20 protein-coding genes are annotated in these 19440 nt (G+C 44.4%); 9 read left to right on the forward strand and 11 right to left on the reverse strand.

Translation table 11 applies throughout. The features are described 5' to 3' along the window. The first annotated feature begins 28 nt into the window (after nt 1–28). On the forward strand, nt 29–994 hold the full coding sequence (locus R7M72_RS08840; protein ID WP_318056140.1) for an electron transfer flavoprotein subunit alpha/FixB family protein: 966 nt from the start codon (nt 29–31) through the stop codon (nt 992–994). Nucleotides 995–1061: 67 nt separating this feature from the next. Here R7M72_RS08840 and R7M72_RS08845 read toward each other — a convergent pair whose 3' ends face one another. Genes R7M72_RS08845 through pdhA form a run of 3 tightly spaced genes read right to left on the reverse strand, consistent with a single transcriptional unit; the run spans nt 1062 to nt 4277 of the window. Further along, the gene (locus R7M72_RS08845) at nt 1062–2210 is read right to left on the reverse strand and encodes a dihydrolipoamide acetyltransferase family protein (protein ID WP_005375831.1); all 1149 of its coding nucleotides are present in this window, start codon (nt 2208–2210) and stop codon (nt 1062–1064) included. Next, nucleotides 2207–3190: an alpha-ketoacid dehydrogenase subunit beta gene (locus tag R7M72_RS08850; RefSeq protein WP_042521051.1), complete on the reverse strand. Its 984-nt coding sequence runs from the start codon at nt 3188–3190 to the stop codon at nt 2207–2209. Before R7M72_RS08850 ends, R7M72_RS08845 begins: the two co-directional genes overlap by 4 nt. Next, nucleotides 3183–4277 carry a pyruvate dehydrogenase (acetyl-transferring) E1 component subunit alpha gene (gene pdhA / locus R7M72_RS08855; protein WP_213967636.1) on the reverse strand — a complete coding sequence of 365 codons (1095 nt, stop codon included), beginning with the start codon at nt 4275–4277 and terminating at the stop codon, nt 3183–3185. The genes R7M72_RS08850 and pdhA overlap by 8 nt, the downstream gene beginning before the upstream one ends. Before the next feature lie 65 nt (nt 4278–4342). Here pdhA and R7M72_RS08860 point away from each other — a divergent pair, with 65 nt between their 5' ends. The 4 genes from R7M72_RS08860 to yegD all read left to right on the forward strand — a co-directional run bounded on the left by R7M72_RS08860 (nt 4343) and on the right by yegD (nt 7678). Continuing rightward, nucleotides 4343–4537 carry a hypothetical protein gene (locus tag R7M72_RS08860; RefSeq protein WP_127891143.1) on the forward strand — a complete coding sequence of 65 codons (195 nt, stop codon included), beginning with the start codon at nt 4343–4345 and terminating at the stop codon, nt 4535–4537. A gap of 396 nt (nt 4538–4933) precedes the next feature. Further along, entirely contained in the window at nt 4934–5254 is a 321-nt protein-coding gene (locus R7M72_RS08865) for a DOPA 4,5-dioxygenase family protein (RefSeq protein WP_005375836.1), read from the forward strand. Nucleotides 5255–5580: 326 nt separating this feature from the next. Then, nucleotides 5581–6204, forward strand: a complete 624-nt coding sequence (locus R7M72_RS08870; RefSeq protein WP_258470237.1) for a hypothetical protein — start codon at nt 5581–5583, stop codon at nt 6202–6204. Between the two features lie 121 nt (nt 6205–6325). Beyond that, on the forward strand, nt 6326–7678 hold the full coding sequence (gene yegD, locus R7M72_RS08875) for a molecular chaperone (RefSeq protein ID WP_258470236.1): 1353 nt from the start codon (nt 6326–6328) through the stop codon (nt 7676–7678). 341 nt (nt 7679–8019) lie between these two features. Here yegD and R7M72_RS08880 read toward each other — a convergent pair whose 3' ends face one another. Next, nucleotides 8020–8493 (reverse strand): copper chaperone PCu(A)C, encoded by a 474-nt coding sequence (locus R7M72_RS08880; protein ID WP_042521048.1) that lies wholly within the window; start codon nt 8491–8493, stop codon nt 8020–8022. Between the two features lie 93 nt (nt 8494–8586). After that, entirely contained in the window at nt 8587–9048 is a 462-nt protein-coding gene (locus tag R7M72_RS08885; protein ID WP_005388493.1) for a hypothetical protein, read from the reverse strand. Nucleotides 9049–9487: 439 nt separating this feature from the next. Here R7M72_RS08885 and R7M72_RS08890 point away from each other — a divergent pair, with 439 nt between their 5' ends. Next, nucleotides 9488–10537 carry a hypothetical protein gene (locus R7M72_RS08890; RefSeq protein WP_017634220.1) on the forward strand — a complete coding sequence of 350 codons (1050 nt, stop codon included), beginning with the start codon at nt 9488–9490 and terminating at the stop codon, nt 10535–10537. Between the two features lie 476 nt (nt 10538–11013). On the opposite strand, the gene R7M72_RS08895 is transcribed toward R7M72_RS08890, so the two are convergent. The 4 genes from R7M72_RS08895 to R7M72_RS08910 form a co-directional block, all read right to left on the reverse strand. After that, entirely contained in the window at nt 11014–11292 is a 279-nt protein-coding gene (locus R7M72_RS08895) for a hypothetical protein (RefSeq protein ID WP_033906986.1), read from the reverse strand. A gap of 3 nt (nt 11293–11295) precedes the next feature. Further along, nucleotides 11296–11877 (reverse strand): hypothetical protein, encoded by a 582-nt coding sequence (locus R7M72_RS08900; protein WP_318056141.1) that lies wholly within the window; start codon nt 11875–11877, stop codon nt 11296–11298. 309 nt (nt 11878–12186) lie between these two features. Next, nucleotides 12187–12483 carry a hypothetical protein gene (locus tag R7M72_RS08905; RefSeq protein WP_033906987.1) on the reverse strand — a complete coding sequence of 99 codons (297 nt, stop codon included), beginning with the start codon at nt 12481–12483 and terminating at the stop codon, nt 12187–12189. 149 nt (nt 12484–12632) lie between these two features. Beyond that, nucleotides 12633–13832 (reverse strand): DUF5666 domain-containing protein, encoded by a 1200-nt coding sequence (locus R7M72_RS08910; protein ID WP_206952853.1) that lies wholly within the window; start codon nt 13830–13832, stop codon nt 12633–12635. A gap of 89 nt (nt 13833–13921) precedes the next feature. On the opposite strand from R7M72_RS08910, the gene R7M72_RS08915 reads away from it, so the two are divergent. The 3 genes from R7M72_RS08915 (at nt 13922) to R7M72_RS08925 (ending at nt 16870) form a co-directional block, all read left to right on the forward strand. Next, nucleotides 13922–14590, forward strand: a complete 669-nt coding sequence (locus tag R7M72_RS08915) for a response regulator transcription factor (RefSeq protein WP_064369211.1) — start codon at nt 13922–13924, stop codon at nt 14588–14590. After that, nucleotides 14562–15803, forward strand: a complete 1242-nt coding sequence (locus R7M72_RS08920; RefSeq protein WP_017634216.1) for a sensor histidine kinase — start codon at nt 14562–14564, stop codon at nt 15801–15803. The genes R7M72_RS08915 and R7M72_RS08920 overlap by 29 nt, the downstream gene beginning before the upstream one ends. Nucleotides 15804–15940: 137 nt before the next feature. After that, nucleotides 15941–16870, forward strand: coding sequence for an SRPBCC family protein (locus R7M72_RS08925; RefSeq protein WP_005375849.1), 930 nt, complete (start codon nt 15941–15943; stop codon nt 16868–16870). A 146-nt stretch (nt 16871–17016) separates the two neighbouring features. Here R7M72_RS08925 and R7M72_RS08930 read toward each other — a convergent pair whose 3' ends face one another. Together R7M72_RS08930 and R7M72_RS08935 are read right to left on the reverse strand one after the other, a co-directional pair. Next, nucleotides 17017–17466, reverse strand: a complete 450-nt coding sequence (locus R7M72_RS08930) for a hypothetical protein (RefSeq protein WP_258470234.1) — start codon at nt 17464–17466, stop codon at nt 17017–17019. A gap of 12 nt (nt 17467–17478) precedes the next feature. Further along, the gene (locus R7M72_RS08935) at nt 17479–19257 is read right to left on the reverse strand and encodes a S8 family peptidase (RefSeq protein ID WP_258470233.1); all 1779 of its coding nucleotides are present in this window, start codon (nt 19255–19257) and stop codon (nt 17479–17481) included. Between the last annotated feature and the right edge of the window lie 183 nt (nt 19258–19440).

Here is a 19440-nt window from a genome sequence, read left to right on the forward strand (position 1 = left end):
GATCTGACGTGTTATATGAGGCATGACCATGGAAGACCGACCATTAGCAACACTTGTGCTCGCAGAGCATGACAACCAATCGTTGGCTGTAGGGACGCTGTGTGCAATTAAAGCGGCATTTGAGATTAAGGATGATGATAAATCGCTTCCTGTTTCTGTGTTGCTTATTGGTTATCAGTGCCAATCAGTTTTGGATGAGTTGAATTGTGTTCAAGGTGTTGCAGAAATTATCTGGGTTGATGCGAAGGGATATGAACATGGATTAGCGGAAAATATCGCACCTTTGATCTCACAAGTAGCCAAAAACTACTCACACATTCTTTCTCCTGCCAGTACATTTGGTAAGAATGTGATGCCTCGTGTGGCGGCGTTGCTTAATGTTGGTCAACTTTCTGACGTGATGACAATCGAGTCTATCGATACGGTGATTCGTCCAATTTATGCTGGAAATGCATTGGCGAGAGTCACGTCGAATGATCCCTATAAAGTGATGACCATAAGAAGTACGGCTTTTGATGCCGCAGAGCTATCTGACACGCCAGTTGTCCCTAAGCTTACTCAAGTCGACACGGTGATTATCAATAAACTTAGTGAGTTTGTTTCGCAACAAACGCCAGAAAGTGAGCGACCAGAATTGCCAGCGGCTAGAGTAGTAGTGTCGGGTGGTCGTGCATTCGGGAGTAAAGAGAAGTTTGTTTTAGTAGAACAATTGGCTGACAAGCTAGGTGGAGCGGTAGGGGCGTCACGAGCGGCGGTCGATGCGGGCTATGTGTCTAATGACCATCAAGTTGGGCAAACCGGCAAAATTGTTGCACCGGAGTTATACATTGCCGTCGGAATTTCTGGCGCGATCCAGCATTTGGCGGGAATTAAAGATTCCAAGGTGATTGTTGCAATTAATAGCGACCCTGATGCGCCTATTTTTGACATTGCAGATTATGGATTGGTCGACGATTTGTTTGTGGTAATGCCTGAGCTGTTAGAGAAGCTGTAGATATAGTCTTGCTTCCTAAAACAAAAGGCTTCCGGACTGGAAGCCTTTATCATTTGATTTTTATAAGTTACTTTTCGCTCGGACGTTGCAGGTGCTCTGCAAGTACTTTTGTAAACCTTGCAGCTTCACCACCAGTACAAGCGCGATGATCAAACGTTACGGATAGCGGCATTGCTTTCACCGAAATTGCTTGACCATTTCTTATCACAACTCGGTCGAGTATTCGGCCCGCGCCGACAATAGCGACTTGTGGCGGTGTGACGACAGGTGTCGCGTAAATACCGGCAATCGCGCCGAAGTTGGAAAGCGTAATCGTCGCGTGTTGCAATTGCTCACGACCGATTTTTCTCTCTCTGATCCCTTCAACGGTTTGATCGAGCCAACGACGAACATCTTGTGGCTCGTATTCATCTGCGTGGCGCAAGACTGGCACGTACAATCCATGACGGCTATCTACTGCAATTCCTACATTGACCGTTGTGTGTACACAGCGTGTCATGGTTTCGGCATCAAACCAAGCGTTTAAAGCGGGCTCTTCTTGACACGCATGAACAATCGCTTGAACAAGGCGGATACTGATATCTTCGTTTGGCAGCCAATCTTCCAACAATGCTTCTTCCGTAATGGTTACGGCAGCAACATGTTCGTGCGATTCGGTCATAGACGATACCATGGTACGTCGAGCGCCTTTCAAAACTTCGGTGCCTGGACGCTGTTTTCCGGCTTCGTCGTAAATATCGGCATCTACGATAAGTCCGTTCGGGCCACTACCTGACACAAGGTTAAGATCTACCCCAAGTTTTTGTGCCAACAAGCGAGCCGAAGGCAGGGCGGTAACGAGGTTACTTTCTGTCGTGTTGTGGTTGCCACCAATCCAGAAATCATCAACGTTAACATGATGCGCTTGGTGAGAAACGCTACCGACGACGGTTGCGGCGTCAGCAGTGGCTTTTTTCTCTGCCGTTACTTCTCTCCCGGCACCTGTTTCATCAATCTCTAGCAGTAATGCACCAATATTGACGATTTCACCTTCCTCACCATGACGGCTGACCACACGGCCCGAATAGGGGGCAGGGACGTCGACCGTCGCTTTTGCTGTCTCTACGGTTAAGATCACTTGATCTAATTTAACCATGTCACCGACATTAACGTGCCATTTTACAATTTCTGATTCAGCGAGGCCTTCGCCGAGATCGGGTAAGTTAAACGTCTTCATTTCCAATCCTCCACGAGTTCGCGCGCTGCGGTCACAATGTCTTCTTTCTGAACCATGAAATAATCTTCGTTACGGTAATAAGGCATAATGGTGTCCATTCCAGTTACTCGTTTAGGTGGGGCTTTAAGTAAGCACATGGCGTGTTCAGCGGTTCGAGCTAATAGCTCAGATCCCACACCACAAGTTTTACTCGCTTCATGAACAACGAGTAAACGTCCAGTTTTTTCTAGTGAGCTGAAAATCGTCGCGGTATCAATTGGCTTAATACTCGCCAAATCAATCACCTCGACTTCAATTCCCTGACTAGACAAGGTTTGTGCGGCCTGAAGTGACTCTACGACGCATGCGCCCCAAGTAACGAGCGTGATATCTCGCCCCTTACGTAAGGTGAAGCATGTGTCGAGTGGGAGTGCTTCGCCGTTATCAACGACTTCAGATTTAACGGTACGATATATGCGCTTCGGTTCGAAGAACATGACGGGATCATTGCTTCTAATTGCAGCAAGAAGTAAGCCGTATGCGCGTTGTGGAGAAGAAGGAATCACCACTTTAAATCCAGCAGTGTGAGCAAATAGCGCTTCCACGCTTTCTGAGTGGTGTTCCGGAGCGTGGATACCGCCGCCAAATGGCGCACGAAAAACCGCGGGACAAGTGAGCCGACCGCGAGTTCTGTTACGCATTCGAGCTGCGTGGCACATTAAGTGCTCCATCGCAGGAAAAACGAAACCTTGAAACTGAAATTCGGCGACAGGTCGTAATCCTTGCGTTGCCATACCGACCGCAACCCCGCCGATTAAGGCTTCAGCGAGTGGCGTATCGATGACTCGTTTAAGACCAAACTCTTGCTTGAGTCCAACAGTGGCACGAAATACACCACCATTATCGCCCACGTCTTCACCTAGTACGACAACATTGGGGTCTTGTTGCATTTCGTGGTGCAGGGCAAGGTTTACTGCTTCAACCAACGTTAGCTCAGCCATGTCTGCCTCCCTGCATTCTCATTGCCTTGTTGATGAGTTCATCTCTTTGTGCATGAAGCTCTTGAGGTAGCGATTCATACAAATAATCGAAACCGGTTTCTGGTGCTTGTGGCGGTAAGCTCAGATAGCGTTCAACAGCTAACTCTACTTGCTCTTTACAGTAATCTAGCCATTGCTGTTCTTGTTCGTCGCTCCAAGCGCCTTGATTAAGGAGGTACGTTTTAAGACGTGCGATAGGTTCGTATTGCCATGCAGTTTGAACATCATCTTCTTTACGATAACGAGTCGCATCATCGGCCGTAGTGTGGTCACTCAGTCGGTAACTCACCGCTTCGATGAATGTTGCACCTTTCCCTTTTCTTGCTCTCTCAAGGGCGGTTTTAGTTGCATCATAAACGGCGACGACATCGTTACCATCGACAGTAATACCCGGTATACCTGCACCTTGCGCTTTTTCTGATAAGAAATCGGCGGCACATTGGAGACTACGCGGAACTGAAATTGCCCACTGGTTATTGTTTACGACGAAAACAAGTGGAATATTCCAAGTACCTGCGCAGTTTATTGACTCAAGAAAGTCCCCTTTGGATGTACCACCATCGCCGCACATCACTAGCGCAGCTTCATGGTTACCTTGAATTTTTAGCGCGGAAGCCACCCCGACAGCATGCGTACATTGCGTCGCTATGGGTACACAGTAGGGAAGGTCTCGGCTAGGAACCGGACTGCCTTCAGGAGCAAAATCACTCCCGCGCTCATCGCCACCCCAGTATTGAAGGTTCTTTTCCATGCCAATGCCACGACACCACATCGCAGGCATATCGCGGTAGTAAGGAACAAACACATCATCGGCTTTAAGTGCTCTGCCGACCGCAATGCCTATGGCTTCCGCGCCTAAGTGTGAGGGATAGGTCCCTAGCTTACCGGTGCGTTGCAAGGCAACTGCTTTGTTGTCGTAAGTGCGAGTTAATACCATATCTCGGTAAAACCCGACCAATGTTTCAGTGTCAGCCCAGTTGGGTAGTTGGCCGACTAGGTCCCCACGATGGTCGATAAACCGATGCATGGGTAATGCCTGAACGTTCATCTCAAGCTCCTTTTGACGCTGCGGGTCTTTTGGACTGCAGCTGTTCATACAAAACCAGAGTTTGTATGGGTACTCAAACTCTGATATCAGCGCAAAGGCCATACCTAAGGTTGCGTGTGCTTTCGATAGCGGTAGGCATCTGTTCGTCCCTTAAACTATTTGTCGATAACATCGCTGCGACCATTTCACCGCAAGATACAGAGAAAGGCTTTTCTGTATCTAACCCTCTAACTAAATCGTGGTATAGCCAGATACAATAAGTGTAAACAAATTGTTAAATTATGCTTCATTTTGACTTTCGCTCAGTAGTAAAGTTTTGCTTACACCCTGATTTTGCAGAGTAATATGCTGATATTTTGTTGGTGGTATTTTTAAACTCGAATTTAATTACTGGTTAATGAAACATATTTGCAACAAAATTTGGCTGTAAAATTTGACAAAGTGAGTCATTATTAATGAATCAACTCAAACAGTTGCTATATGATGAATTGCAAATTTTTGTTGTGCTCGAAGCCTCGACCTTATGAGAATGCATAACTTCTTCCCAACAGAGTGGAATCAAGGTAGGGTGACGGCATTACAAATGTATACCCTCGGCAGTCCTTGAGCTTATCCAAAGTAGGTGGTGCTCAAGTGGAAGTGATTATGGAGAAGTTATGTACCACGCTCATGTTTATTTTCCCTTAAGAGAACAAGATAAAGCGCAAGCCTTGAACGAGATCATCCGTCAAGAGCGTCAAGATGTGCTGCGTGTGTTTCCATTAGTTGGAAGGTTAGTTGGCCCACACAAAATGCCGATGTTTGAAATTCACCTAGAATCATTGAGTGAAGAGTTCTTGGCGTGGCTTGATACGATTCGAGGCGATTTTTCTGTGCTTATTCACCCAGTAAGCGAAGAAGAGTTACTTGATCACACAGAACGCGCGATTTGGTTGGGCAGAGAGATTGGTGTATTTGAAGAAAAGTTAGAGAAATAGTTGCTCTTCTCGTCCATGCATGGCCGCTTTGAATCCTTCTCTTCTCATTGCGGTCGCAGCTTCTGCTTAACGCCTCATCTTCATTGATGGATGCGGAATCCCTTTCTTACGCTTTGCTGTAGTTATTTTTGTGCTAAACCTAAAAGTAGGCTTTCGAACTTCACGCACAAAGCGTGAAAATGTTGCTGTTTAGCATGCCATTAAATGAATTTTGGTGGTAATAAAATAATAAGTCTTTGATAAATCAAATAGGTATAGCAGGGAAGTGCAGTTTACGACCCCAACGCCATTGGCAGTGGCGCCGATAATTTATGAGGGGGAAGGGTATGTTTTCAATACTCTTGGTTATACTTGCACTCTATATATTTTGGCTGTTGTTTCGCAACGGGCCTGCGTTTGCCGGGCGTACCGCTCAAAAAAAACGTGACTGGGTTGGGCCTACCGCCAACAAAGAAGAGTGGCGAGGATTTTGTACGGATGTATTTCAGCCGTTCAGTTCTCAAACGACTTTCTACGCCATTGCTTATTTTGCCAATTACGTAGCAGCAGCGAACGCAATATCTTGGTCAACGATATACGAAGGCGATTATCCGGTCATCATAAGCCGATTTGGTATCTACTTCATTTTAAGCACGCATGATGCACTGGTCGTAGCTGGGTTTATTGCGCTTGCTTTCTTTATCATTAATTGGCAACTTGCCATGCGCTGCTCTGGTATTCTTAGCCAGTATCTAGTGCGGATTCTTATTATTAATCAAAAGCGCTTTGTCGCGATTAGCTTGGTGTTTTGCAGCTACTTTTCGTACCTACTGACGCTTGGTATATTCTGGCTGTTCCATGATGGGTATTCAATCTGGCATGGATTAATGCTTAGCCCCGTGTTCCTGTTGTTAGCTTTATTGGTAGCGGTTGTTGTGCCATCTGCAAAAAGAGAAAGTAGTGTACCTTAGATAGATTTTCCACGTTAAATTACACTTGATTTTGGGATAGTAATTCTTATGCCATTAAGTTAGCATTGCCAGCTTTTTAACGCTCAAAAGGCCACTAATCAGTGGGACAGTGGGAGAAACAATGTTTATCGGCTTTGACTATGGTACTGCAAACTGTTCAGTGGCTAAAATGGAATCGGGTGATCCAGTACTGCTTAATCTGGAAGGAAACAGCCCTTTTATTCCTTCCACCCTTGCTGCACCGACTCGTGAATCGGTATCCGAGCATTTATTTCGCCATCGAGATATTAAACCATTAGATCAAGTTGGTGAGCAGGTTTTACGCCGGGCAATCAATTTAAACCGAGAAGAAAGTATTGACTTAGAATCCGACGACATCGCGTTTGGTCAGGCTGCACTTAATCTCTATTTGGAAGATCCTCGCGATATCTATTATGTGAAATCGCCGAAGTCTTTTCTTAGTGCATCTGGCTTGCGTGATGTGCAATTGGCTTTTTTCGAAGACCTTGTCTGCGCGATGATGGACAATATTAAGTCGGAAGCCGAAAGCGATGCGCAGCAAAGTATTACCGATGCTGTGATCGGCAGACCAATTAACTTTCATGGGCGTGGCGGTGAAACGGCTAACATTCAGGCTGAACGCATTTTGTTGCGGGCAGCGAAACGTGCGGGCTTCCAAAATGTGGAGTTTCAGTTTGAGCCTGTCGCGGCGGGCCTAGAGTATGAAGCGACACTCAGCGAAGATAAAATCATTCTAGTAGTCGATATTGGCGGTGGTACAACGGACTGTTCGTTGATCCAAATGGGACCGTCTTGGCGCGGCAAAGCAGATAGGACCGCAAGCTTGTTAGCTCACAGTGGCCAGCGTGTCGGCGGGAATGATCTTGATATCGCGTTAGCATTTAAGCAGCTCATGTTCCCTTTTGGCATGGGAAGTAAAATGGAGTCAGGTATTGTGATGCCGACTACCCAATTCTGGAACCCGATAGCAATCAATAATGTAGAAGCGCAGAGTGACTTCTATTCGCGAGAGAACCTATCAGCGTTAAAGTTGCTTCAAAAGCAGGCTCAAGAGCCAGAAAAACTTGCTCGTTTGCTAGAGGTGTATCATGAGTCTTTAGGCTACAACATTGTTCGCCGTGCCGAAGAGGCAAAAGTGGCACTTTCAGAACAAGCTTCTTACCGAACTGGCATCAACTTACTATCAGAAACGATTGAAGTTGATGTACAACGTGACGAAATGATCGAAGCGATCCAGTCGCCAAAGAATAAAATGACGGCGTTGGTGACAGAAGCGGTAGAGCAAGCTGGAGTTAACCCCGATGCTATCTTTATGACTGGAGGTTCGGCACGCTCGCCAATCTTGCGCGATGCGGTTCAAACCGTACTGCCAAGTATTCCGGTTGTCAGTGGAAACTATTTTGGCTCAGTAACTGCGGGCTTAGCTCGTTGGGCTGAGGTTTGTTTCAAGTAGAAAGAAAACTAATTGCGCTATGGGCATTGTTACCAAATTTATGACTTCGCTTAGGCTTATCAAATGATGGTTGGAAGATTTCGCTGAGAGATTGAGTTTCATGCGAGTAGGAAACCTATTTGGGATTCTTAAATCTTTTAACGTCATTCTGAACAGCGAGGAACGAGCGTGATTTAGAATCTCTTGCCCGAGCACGCTGTTATGATATATGACCCCGTTTCGCCAAGTGTTATTTATCACCATTATTCTTAAGAGTCGGGTTATGATCTATCGGAATACTGATTTTTACTAAGCTGAAATAAAAATGCCCGCTAAATCAGCGGGCACTTTTGTTTGCGTCATTAATGATGCATGTGTTTTTCCATGTGGCCTTGTTTTTCAACCGCCATTTCTACTTCAACCTTACCTGCGTTTTTGAAGGTTAATGTCATAGGGAAGCGGTCACCCTCTTTAAGAGTTTGTGTTGGGTTAAAAATCATTAAATGGAAGCTGCCTGGCTTAAACAACACTGAGTCATTGGCTGGAACGCGCACTTCGTCAATCTTAATCATTTTCATCACACCATCTTCTTTCTTATGCGTGTGAATTTCGACATGCCCTGCGATTGGGCTTTCTGCAGCGATCAATGCATCTTCACTGTCACCGTGGTTGGTTAATTGAAAAAAACCACCGATAACAGGTGCGTTTGGTGGCGCTTCGCGGCTCCATGGATGGTCGATATGAATTTTTCCTGCTTCATAATCGTGCGCTAAACTCAGTGGGCTAGCGATGACAGCAATAAGCGCGATAGCGGCGGTTTTAAATGATTTAAGCATGTGCTTTTCCTTTTGAATGAATAGCTTCTCTGAATGGACAACAAACAGAGTCATCGTTATTTTTGAATAAAGTTGTCAATGATTAGATGCCTGTTAGGCAGGAAAAACACTCGGCGGAGAGTGCTTAGGCGCGATGTGTTTGTAAACGAGCTTATCGCATTTTGAAAAATGATAAGTCGTCAGTGCATACTTTACTCGGCGCAGCCAATGGATGGTTGTCAGGTAAAGCCCAATCGCAACCAGAAGAAAGAATTGAACAGCTTGAAGAAGCGGACATTCAAACTGAAAGCCGTCGTGTAAGTTAAGATCTTGGATGAGCTTAGAAGAAGATTGAGCGTTAGCCTCAATCAACGTATTGATATCCACCCATTTGAAACCATCTGCGGTACACAGTAAAACCTTTTCACTTTGGACTTTGTTGAGCCAAGTTGTGCTGTGAACTTGTGTAGGGTTAAGAGCGGCTGTGGACGCTAAATACAACTGAAACAACACCGCGATAATAACCGCAATAGCGTGCAAGCGATGGTGTTTGTGCTGTATTAGAGTGTTTTCCATACAATTGAGTGCTTATCTTCTTCGGCGCGGGATACTAACAAATTAACCAAACAATGTAATTATCAGTTTACTAAAAGGTGATGTAAGTGTGCATTATTTGTTTTGTTGCCTATTTTTAACGCTTTAATGTCTTGATTCGGCTGACATTCACAACCTCCAATTCAACTTGTCAGTCTTGCTTAGTCGCTTCTGAAGATACCGAATTAATCTCTCTTATATGTCACTGAAGCTTCGGTTAGTGGGTGTCGTGGTGGTGTTTTTACGTGCTAGATTTGGCTGATATCGATTCAAAATGCACACCGAATCTTCACTTGTTTTCCATTAACGGAATTATGACAGTAATTTAATAAAGGATACGGTATTCTGCGCTCCTTTGTACATGCCAGAAACGTCCGTCCTACTTAGTCGGAGGGGCGATTAATCTTAAGAAATTTCTCAAATGAAATACGAACAACAGATTGGATATCGATACCCTAAAGGTCGATTTGCCATGGTGAGTGTATATGCATTCACCGGTGCTGCGATTTTAGCATCGACTATTTTTTCTCTATTGCTGTTTTTGTCGATCGACGAAAACCCGATGATGCAAACCTTATTTGGTGGTTTAGCGATCATTTTTGAAGCGGGTAAATTTTACGCTTGGTATGAATACGGTGAGCGCCGAGCCCATCGCAACTACACAGGAGCAGCAACCGCTCTCGTGTTTTATTTAGTTTTAGCTGCGATTTCCATTGGCGGTAGTATTGGTGGGATTAATAGTGCAACCAATAGTGCACAAAGTCATATTTCGGTAGAGCAGGCGAAAGTGGAAGCGTTTAATCGTCAGATTGCGGCAATCGATAAGCAGATTGAGCTCAACAATATGGCAGCGCAGAAATACATCGAGATGGAGCGTATCGCGACTGGTGTAACTCGCATTCAGGATCAAAACAAAACCTTACGTGAAGAGCAGCAACGCTTGGCTATGGAGCGTGATAGTTTACCGCCGGTGACGCAAGGCTCAGTGATTGGTTTGATTGATAGCCTAGCCAATGCATTTGGTACCACCTCTCAACAAGCTCAGCTTGGCTTGGTTGTATTTCTTTCGATTCTTTTGGACTTCTTTGCTGCATTTTTTGTTGGCTTGATTGGTGAAGAGCAACGGTTCCGATATTTCTATCGCAGAAATGAGGGCATGATATTGAAAACAGTTCGCGATATAGACCCAGCGCCTGCGGGTTATCTTCCTCATATAAAAGAGGAAGAAGAGCAAGAAATACCAGCTGCGCCGGAGCCAGAAGAACCAAAGGAACCGAAAACCTTGTTAGAGCAAGTTAGCGATGCACTTAAAACGCATCAAATTACGTGCACCAAAAAAGCCGTTGCTAAACAGTTTAGGCTGTCTGCGGAAGAGGTAGACAAGGTATTTGAAGAATTGGCAGAGCTCGGTTTAGTGGGAAAAAAAGCCAACCACCATTATCATTGGATAGGTGAAGCAGAAACCGCATAATTGGTTATCTATTAGAGTTCGGAAAGAGCGTCAATCGGCGCTCTTTTTTGTATTAGCTACCCATGAACTCGTTTCTATTTGTTAAATAAACTATGAGCAATTGGTCATACAAACTACAACTTCATTTGGATGTAAGTTGAGGCTAGATTTGAGATGTCCGAGACAGCTAGATATTCACGAGCAAGGTATATGTGTTTCAATACAGAAATAATTTTCTATCATGGTACAGCGAATAATTCCGACGTCTCAATGGAGGGTATGAACTATGTGCACTCAGACGATTAAGAGCTCTAATTCCCCGAGTCAAAAGGTTCTCTTTCCTTCATTAAAGAAGTCATGATAGCGGTCTCGTGCTCGAGGGTGAACGTGAGAAGACATTCGAGTCGACCTTACTCGCCAGATCAGTTATTAATACACCAACAATAAAATAGGCACCAATTTGATGCCTTTGTTGATAGCAGTACAACCCGATACCACTAATCTCTTTCTGACTTAAAACGATACTGTTCCGACAAGCAGACCAGAAGGCCAACTAAAGCTGAGACTAAAACTACACACACTTGGTAGCTGGTTTTCTCTACATTAAGATCGTTCAAAATCTCGATAGTCGCAATCATAGGGAGCGTTACCGTGATCAACAAGCTTAATAAGCGAGAAACCCTAGATTTCTTTCCATGTCGCTTGGTATAGAAGTAATGCGCGTAATCCGAGTACATGATAAACAAGGAAACCAAAAGACCCAGTATCCAAAACATAGCTTACAAATCCTCTATTATAAGCATATTACGTCGTAACAACTCTTTCTTTGCAGCTAGCGCATCTGCCTCGTTAAAGCCTTTGAGTACAGTAGTGAGAATAACAGCTACAAAAAATGCTCTCGCGCCAGCTTGTTGTGCAGTTAATGAGAGGCTGAGGTTTTTGAAAGTCTCTTCAGCGATATGCACTGAAGCCATTTCTTTAATCAATGCAGCCCCTTGACCTTTTGATAGTGCGTATATAACAGCTGCCATAAAGCCGACCTCAAGTTTAATATCGATGGTGATAAACCATGTAGAAAGGAAATTTGCAACTGCCTTATGAGTATTAAAATACTGGCGCAGCTCACCATCTGACAGGCTCCAAGGGTTCCACATTGGCTTAGCAATACTTTGCGCTACCAGCATTTGAATCTTACCGAAAAATTTCGAACTCCCTAAAGCCTGTACCTGCTCAAGGACTTTTCTTTGGTCGAGTCTATTGAGCTGTCGATACAAAATGACACCTGTGATTATAGGCAAAACCTTTTCTCTGTTGTTTCTGATGAAGTTCAAATCGGCATCTAAGCCAGTCAGTACCGCCAATTGAACTACAGTTCGGTTTTTAGAGTCTGTTCACTATAACCTCTAACCATCGTTAAACCGATATAGTATGTGTACAATATAGGCAAGCAATCTGTATGCAATGCATTGCGCATTTAGTTAGACTCAAAGTCTCAAAGTTAGGAGAAACTATTACTAGTTTTTGAACTTGTGTAGTAAAAACAGTGTGTGGTCAAATGCAGTTTTTGGAATATGAAAAAACCAAGATTAGACGTGTGCTTCAAACAACAGGTAAATAGCCACTTGATTCTAGGAACATGTTTTTACGCTCAAACATCTATGATGTAGGTGTTAATCTTTATTGAGCTTTTTGGTTACGTCTTTCACCGTTTTCTTCTCTTTTTCCGGTGTCATTGCATCAACAGCTTTACCCGCCATCCCTTCATCTGGCAATTTGTCTTTTCCTGCATCAACTGCGGTATCTTTCAGTGCCTCTTTAGGCGTACAGCGACCACCAACACCAACCACGGCTTTTGTCGCAGCGGCTTTAGCTGCCTTTTCTGCATCGCAGTCAGGATCCATAACGCTAGCTAAGCTCGTGGCTGAACCAAAAAACAAGACTAACAAAATGAGGTTGCGTTTTTTCATAGTTGTCACCAATTTTGTGGAACATAGGTAAAGTGTAACGGAGAGAAAAGGCTTTGGCTGAGAATTTGTTGGTTTGAGCTTGGGAAGCAAAGTAAGGTGAAAAGAAAAAGTGCCATCGAAGTGACACTTTTTCTTAAGCGTAGAAGGGATTAGTTGTCGTAAACGTCTAACTCCACTTCACGGGCAATATTTTGGTTGTTAATGATCACACCTTCGACTTCGACACGAGCACCATTTAGGTTAAGTTCTTCAATGCCTTGGAAGCGTGTTTGTGCATCAATCACAACGGTGGTGTTACTTAGTACTTGATCAGCATCATTCTCACAATGCTCAACTTCAAACACTCTTGAATCAGCATCGTAGTTTGATACATAGCCTTCACATTCAAACTCTTTACCCCGCCATTGGTTGTCATTGTCAAACTCCGACCGCTCAAATTCGATGACGGTAGCTGTGCGTTTGCCATTTTTCATCACAGAGGTCACTTCTACTTCTTGACCTTGTTCTAGATTAGCTTTGCTACCATCCTCAAATCGTGTTGCGTTATCAATGAAGAAGGCTCCTCGATAGTTTAGAGAGAACTCACTATAATCCTTGGCAACCCAAGTCACGATACCTTCCACATCGCTGTCATTTTTTAGATCGTCGTAGTCTTCAACTTGTACCTCATGTGCCATGAAGATACCGTTTTGCATTTCACCTTCTACTTCCACCCATTGGCCGATGCTAAGTTGGCTAATGTTGTCGTAAGATACGGTTATATTTGTACCAAGCTCAAACGTGCCAGCATTTTCATCGGTACTAGTAATGCGACCTTCCAGTTCGTAGTAGCTTCCAAGGGCTGGGTAATCGTTATCTACGTCGATTTCGACCACAGACAACACTCGATAACCCGCATCAGCAGTTGGCAATGATGACACCATCACCCAGTCGTTGACCTCTATATCATCACTTAAACCGTCAAACTGCAGATCTACGCCGTTTACCGTAAATGTTTTCTTCACATGATCAATCGCTGTGACACGTCCTGTAATGGTTGGTTCAAGTGTGACTCGGACGCCATTATTCGAAGCTTGCCGAATATCTGACCCCACGCGAACCACCATTTTTGGTTTTACATCGGCCAGTTGCACTTGTGTGTCGTCATAAACCACCTCAGACACACGATACGTATGTCCATTGACGGTTAACGTGCTTTCTTCAGCGTTGACCGCTTCAACAGAGCCAATCGCTACACTTGGTTTCACTGCTGGTTGAGTTGGTGTGCTATCGCTATTGCTGCCACCACCTGAACCACCACAACCAGACAATGCCAAACCTACTACAGAAATAAGAGCGAGTTTTTTCATTGTATTAACCTCAATTTACGAGCGAGTTTAGGAAATTGCCTGTATCTTATTGGGCATATCGTGAAGAGATCGTGAAGAAATGTGATTTTATGAAAATTTTAATTGTAGATGACAACCATAACGTCTCGGAGACGATTGCAGACTATCTTGAGCTCGAAGGCATGATAATCGATTGTGCGTTTCATGGAGAGGCTGCGATTAAGTTAATCGAGGAAAATCATTACGATGTAATCATCATGGATATCATGATGCCGAAGCTCGATGGCATCAGTACGGTACAGAAGCTTCGACAAGATAAGTTATGTGGAACGCCAATTCTCTTCCTAACGGCAAAAGATACGCTAGATGACAAAATCGCGGCTTTTAAAGCGGGGGGAGATGACTATTTAATGAAGCCATTTGCGATGGAAGAGCTCAGTTTGCGTGCTCATGCTTTGGCTAATCGTGGTCCAAGACAAGATATCGGAACGCTCAAATTTGCAGATATTTGTTTAGATGCGCGTACAGGAAAAGTAACGAGAAAAGACAAAGAAATTAAGCTGAGTCGAATTCAAACTAAAATTTTAAAATTGCTCCTCCAACGTGCTCCAGCAGCGGTCTCGCGCACAGAAGTGATCGATAGTGTATGGGGAGACGAACCACCCGGAAGTGATGCACTTCGTAGCCATATTTACGGTTTAAGAACCGCGCTAGACAAAGGTTTTGAAGAATCACGATTAGAGACTATTCATGGACAAGGTTACCGACTTAAAGCATAACGAATATCCAAGCATTTATCGCAAGATCCGTTGGGGTTTTGGGGTCATGACGTTTGTGATGTTTACTCTTTTTTGGTCGCTGATTTATGTGGCAGAAAACAAACTGGAAGTGCTGAGTTTACATCACTGGCTAGATACTGAAGCTGCGCTTTATAGTGAGAATTTCGAGAAACAGGGCTGGGATGCGCCATTGCCAAACGTATTGGAGTTCAACTCATATTGGAGTGAAGCTCCGACACCGGATTGGTTGCTCTCTTTTACTTCACCTGGTTTTTACGAATACCTGCTTGGTGAAGAAGATAAACACTTTGTTGTATTGAACCATCCCTCAGGGAAGGGGCTTATGTACATTGTATTTCAAGATGACTCAGATGATTACTTGGACGAATACGAAAGCTCGCTGCATCAGTTTACGCTGCTGCTCGGTGGTTTGTTTTCATTTGTCATGGTTGGGTATGGCATTTACATGGTGCGAATATTGTCTCGGCCATTAGCGCAAATTGAAGACAAAATTAGCCAAATGTCACCGGATCAACCCGCTTTCCAAGTTGAAACTAAGTTCAGCGAAACACGCCAGATAGAGCAGACTTTGCTGGATAATAAGAACGATATCGCGGGCTACTTCAAACGAGAACAAGAATTTAGCCGTTTTGCATCGCATGAGTTGAGAACGCCAATCATGGTGATTAAAGGCTCAACAGACATTCTGACGCGTCTTCCTGATCAACCTCGAGTTGCGCAAAAAGCCATCACGAGGATGCAGTCAGCTTGTGACGAGATGCGTGTACTGACAGAAGCGTTTCTCTTACTTGGTAAAGAGAAAATAGAGCCTCAGCATTACGGAGAGCATCAGCTTCTTACTTGTTTACAAAAACAACTGGAAGAGCTGGCTCCTTTATTTGCCAAGCAAGATTCGAACTACGCTTTGCACGAACAACATAGTGGTGTAGTGAAGGCACCGGAGAGTTTTGTGACCATTGTAATCAACAATCTGATTAAAAACGCCTTTAGCTATAGTGTGGGAGATATTGAAATTGAGTTGAAAGGTCATGCGCTTAAGATCCTAAACCGTCACGATGGCAACGAGACGTACAACGCTGGTTATGGTTGTGGGCTTGTTATCGTACAACGAATATGTGAACGGATGGGGTGGGCGTTAGTACTGGACGATGATGGTGTTCGATTTAGTGCAAAAGTGGAGTTCTGCTCTTAGCTTTGTGCGTATTGATTCAAGTGAGACTTAACGCTCTGGCTTTTTCTTGTCGTACGCATCTAACCCGCAGTCAAACAAGAAAAAACTGGAATTTGAATTAGACTGAAGTTAGTGAAGCGGAAACTCGAGGAACCGTTATGCTCTCTTATCAGGTCAGCCGAAGTATTGAAATTAATAAGAATCAAAGTGAAATTATTGGCTATCTCAAGAACTTCAAACACTGGCCCAGCTGGTCACCATGGATCATTCTTGAACCAAGCTGCGAGCTGACATTCAGTGATAATCAGGGCCACGTTGGAGCTGGTTATCAATGGAATGGTCAGCGTATTGGGACTGGCGCGATTGTACTGGAAAGTACTCAAGAGCATCGATTAGATATGGAGCTGCATTTCTTTCGTCCAATCAAGAGCCATGGAAAGGTGACTCTAATCGTGACGCCGTCACAAAATGGCTGTTTAGTCGAATGGCAAATGCAATCTCGCGTCCCTTGGTATCTGTTCTTTCTGAAAAGTATGTTTAAGTCGATGATAGAGATGGATTATCAACGTGGGTTACGCATGCTTAAAAGTAAGCTTGAAACCGGACGAGTGCATTCAGACTTAGTCGAAATTGGGAACCGAACGTTGCCTCAAATTCATTATATTGGGATCAAGGGTGTGGCTAGCTTGCAGGAATTAGGTTCGGTAATTGAGAAGCATGTTCAGCAACTAGAACAGTTAATTAGTGACGAAACCCTATCCGTGAATGGTGAATTGTTTTGTTATTACCAGTCGATGGATATGCAGAAAGGTACATTCGAGTTTATCACTTGCTTTCCTCTTCATAACTCAGTACCAGCGCCTCAAGGGGCGGTTACCGGTACCATTCCTGAGAGTGAAACATTTGTCGTTGAACACCGAGGTGAATATCAGTTTTTGGGAAATGCATGGGCTTTAGCGATGAACTTGGTTCGTCAGAGTGGTATGAAAGTCAAAACCAGTCCTTTAGGAATCGAACGCTATCTGAATAGTCCGAAGGAAACCACGGAAGAAGAGCTAAGAACGGAAATTATTTTGTTTAAGAAATGACAGGCGCAGGCGAGTAGGGTGTTTAGGTATCATACTAGTTATGCGAAATGTTACTAAAGAATAATAGCGTATCTGTTCCTACCCAAAAAAATGCCTCAGCAATCGCTGAGGCATGGTTTTACAGGCCAACTTCTCTTGTTAGAGAATTATTGTGCACGGTATTTACCGCTGTTTAGTTCAATTTTAGACGCTTTTACCCGGCTGTCTGCGTTTAGGTAGTCGCTAATACTTAGCAGATCTTGAGATGCTTTTAACACCGCTGATTCCCCTTCTGCGAAGATAACTTCTAATTTTAACTCTTTGGCGACTGCTTTCGCTTCGTTAGGATTGTTTACGGTGATATAAACCAGTCCAGTGGCTTTGGATACATTACTAAACGCATTCTTAAACACCTCATCACCCGCTTGAAGTTTTACGTCTTCAGATAGGGTTCTAACAGTGCCAGTTTGCACTTTTCGATAATCTTGGCCATTAATCTCAACCGCTTCTGATGGCACAAACAGTTCTGGTGCAGGTTGTTGAGAGAGCTGTTGCTCAGCGTATACACTCGACGTCATGATAACGAGAGCCAGCATAGAAAATGATTTGTATTTCATGTTATTGACTCCTTAGTGTCCAAATATGCGCATCGACCAGTTCTTAATAACACCGGGCTGAGCGTTGTTTGCCATCGGAACGTCATAGATGGTGGAAGAGTTGAAATATGCAATGTAAGAATAGGCTTCATCGCCGTTCGTATCTATTGCTCGCAACGTCCATTCGCCTTTTGCATCTTCGCCATAAAATTGGTTAGACAACATTAATTGATCTTTGTAGCCAGTAATCGTTGGATCAAGAGATTGACCAACAAGACCATTGCGCGGTGTTTGCAAAACAGAACGAGTCCCTGATGGCGAAATGAGCTCGATAGCTAAGTCGGGCAGACGAGCGTGGTCCAGTGTCAATGTCACTTGAACGGATTCTACTGTCAGCTCATCGGCAATGGCGATACTTGAAGAACCACCAACTAGACTTGCATCGGGTACACTTACTTCTGTAGCGTTATTAACCCATGGCGTAATGACTTGAGTTGGCAAAACACGATTCGTCATGCGAGCACGTTGCATCGCTTCATCTAAATCTACAGCGCCGAAGCCATAAAAAGTATGGAAATCTACGCCTGCTGCGTTTTTCTGCCAAGGGGCAATTGCCTCGTAGCTAACCTGTTCACCATTATGGTTAGTAAATTCAAGCTGTACGCCTGGATGCGCTTTATCCGTTACTTTTGCTGTCTCCGCTAGTAAAGCACGTACATCACGAGCAGAAAGTGCGTGGTTGGTTGACATGATTGCCGCGATGGCACCCGATGTGTTCGGCGCAGCCGATGAGGTTCCATTCATCGTACTGGTATAGTTGCAGTTCGGATCGAGCTCCGTTCCGCCGTGTAACCCATTAATGCCAAGGCCATCACTGGTATTTTGCCCTTCTTCACAACCCATTAAATCAGTGGTGACCATAGCAGGGAAATCTTGCCCATATTCACCTGCTGGTGCTGCAACCCACACGTTCGACCCCACCGATGAGTAACTCGCTCGCGTACCATCCGCTCGTAGTGCACTAGTGACTAAATTGAAGTAATTGGCGTTATCATAAGACTGAGCAGAGTTGTGCATCGGTAAGCCTTGATTGTCTCCACCAGCAAAGAAGTTACTTGGCAATACGAAGAATCGCCCTGTATTGAAATAGCGGTAACCATTACCTGCTGACTTTACAAATACAGCACCTCGACCCCAGGCGTTACTCTCGCTGACGTTTTTCATCACGTCCATTTCAAGTTTTAGTTGAGGGTCGCTTTCATCAAAAGTAATCGGGTTTATAGGGCTGAAACCGTAACTTTGGTTAAATACGCGAACATCGCGTGTTGCTGGGTCCATGCCATGGGAGATTAACCAGCCTTCTAATGTCTGGTTGGCTAACCAGTTAAAACCGATGAGGGAAGAGTGAGAAGCGACACCGCGTCCGCCTTCACCGTTGTTGCCGACGGCGCTAATCAAACCGGCTACAGCAGTGCCATGACCATTAGTATCAACCGGATAACTTGGTGGGAATGAAGAGTCTTCGACGAAGTTTCTGCTACCTGTAACTATATTACCTGCAAGGTCGGGGTGATCGATCTGAACTCCAGAATCAATGACGGCAACTTTCACACCAACACCTGCAATCCCCATTGCCTGAGTGAGCCTAGTGTTTAAGTCGTTCCCAGCAACAGCAGGATTAGCCGCAAACGCAGTTTGCCCCGTGTTGTCTAAGTGCCATTGTTCAGAATAGAGTGGATCAAACGCCGAGACGGCAGGTGCAATGCCTACTGCCAACATAGCAGCAAATAGGCGATTAATGCGTATTTCCATTTTTGACCTCATGTCTTTGTTTGGAATTTTTTAGTTCCTGTTTCATATTCCGCTAACAGGAACAAACAAAGCTAACGACAAAGAATAAGGACGAAAACCATTTACAACTTGTTTACATTAAAAGTTCGATGGACAACATAAGTCTTTGTTAATTTACTGAAACCATGAGGTTTTTATATGTCG

This window comes from Vibrio sp. YT-18, from assembly GCF_033337345.1.
GTDB classification, from domain to species: Bacteria; Pseudomonadota; Gammaproteobacteria; order Enterobacterales; family Vibrionaceae; genus Vibrio; species Vibrio alginolyticus.